General features: G+C 70.0%; 3 protein-coding genes and 1 pseudogene. All 4 read left to right on the plus strand.

Annotation, left to right across the window (positions count from 1 at the left end):
- Window positions 1-231 (plus strand): LamB/YcsF family protein (locus Y704_RS25485; RefSeq protein WP_035773310.1); only part of this gene is annotated, 231 nt, incomplete at its 5' end.
- Window positions 224-586 (plus strand): annotated as a pseudogene (locus tag Y704_RS0117605) (carboxyltransferase domain-containing protein); the annotation flags it as partial. The gene Y704_RS25485 and the pseudogene Y704_RS0117605, both read left to right, overlap by 8 nt.
- Window positions 587-696: 110 nt before the next feature.
- Window positions 697-879, plus strand: a complete 183-nt coding sequence (locus Y704_RS24210) for a LamB/YcsF family protein (protein ID WP_253904389.1) — start codon at window positions 697-699, stop codon at window positions 877-879.
- A partial coding sequence (locus tag Y704_RS23680; RefSeq protein WP_035773311.1) for a carboxyltransferase domain-containing protein occupies window positions 872-1,295 on the plus strand: 424 nt, incomplete at its 3' end. The genes Y704_RS24210 and Y704_RS23680, both read left to right, overlap by 8 nt.

Raw genomic sequence — 1,295 nt, forward strand, 5'->3', positions numbered from 1 at the left:
CTCGTCTCCCGCCGGGAGAAGGGGGCGGTACTCGACGGCAGGGGTGCAGTGGAGGAGCATGTCCTGCGTATTGCGTGTGAAGGACGCATCCGCGCCATCGACGGTTCACTGCTGCAGGTGCAGGCGGAAAGCATCTGTGTCCACGGTGACGGACCGGGAGCTGCCGATCTCGCGGCCGCCGTGCGGTCGGCGTTGACGCGCGCCGGAGTAGCGGTGGCGGGTTTTGCCTGAAGCGCAGTCGCCCGGGCGGAGGATCCTCGCCGTCGGGGACCGCGCCATTCTCGTCGAGCTGCCGGAGCTGCCCGAGGTCCTGAGCCTGCAGGCGCAGCTGACCAGCGAGCGCAGCCCGGGCCAGATCGACGTCGTCGCCGCCGCCCGGACGGTTCTCGTGACAGCCGAAAGCACAGCCCATGCCAGGCGCATCGCAGCCCGGATCCGGCACCTCGACATCACCGAAGCCCCTGCCCTGGATGACAGCGTAGTATCCATCGCCGTCCAGTACGACGGCGCCGACCTCGCCGCTGTCGCGAACCTCACCGGCCTCAGCGAGGAGGCAGTGGTGACGGCCCATACCGCGGGCACATGGACCGCTGCGTTCGGCGGGTTCGCGCCCGGATTCGCCTACCTCACCGGCGGTGACCAGGCACCCTCGTCTCCCGCCGGGAGAAGGGGGCGGTACTCGACGGCAGGGGTGCAGTGGAGGAGCATGTCCTGCGTATTGCGTGTGAAGGACGCATCCGCGCCATCGACGGTTCACTGCTGCAGGTGCAGGCGGAAAGCATCTGTGTCCACGGTGACGGACCGGGAGCTGCCGATCTCGCGGCCGCCGTGCGGTCGGCGTTGACGCGCGCCGGAGTAGCGGTGGCGGGTTTTGCCTGAAGCGCAGTCGCCCGGGCGGAGGATCCTCGCCGTCGGGGACCGCGCCATTCTCGTCGAGCTGCCGGAGCTGCCCGAGGTCCTGAGCCTGCAGGCGCAGCTGACCAGCGAGCGCAGCCCGGGCCAGATCGACGTCGTCGCCGCCGCCCGGACGGTTCTCGTGACAGCCGAAAGCACAGCCCATGCCAGGCGCATCGCAGCCCGGATCCGGCACCTCGACATCACCGAAGCCCCTGCCCTGGATGACAGCGTAGTATCCATCGCCGTCCAGTACGACGGCGCCGACCTCGCCGCTGTCGCGAACCTCACCGGCCTCAGCGAGGAGGCAGTGGTGACGGCCCATACCGCGGGCACATGGACCGCTGCGTTCGGCGGGTTCGCGCCCGGATTCGCCTACCTCACCGGCGGTGACCACCGGC

It is taken from the genome of Arthrobacter sp. Br18 (assembly GCF_000520555.1).
Classification (GTDB): Bacteria; Actinomycetota; Actinomycetes; order Actinomycetales; family Micrococcaceae; genus Arthrobacter_D.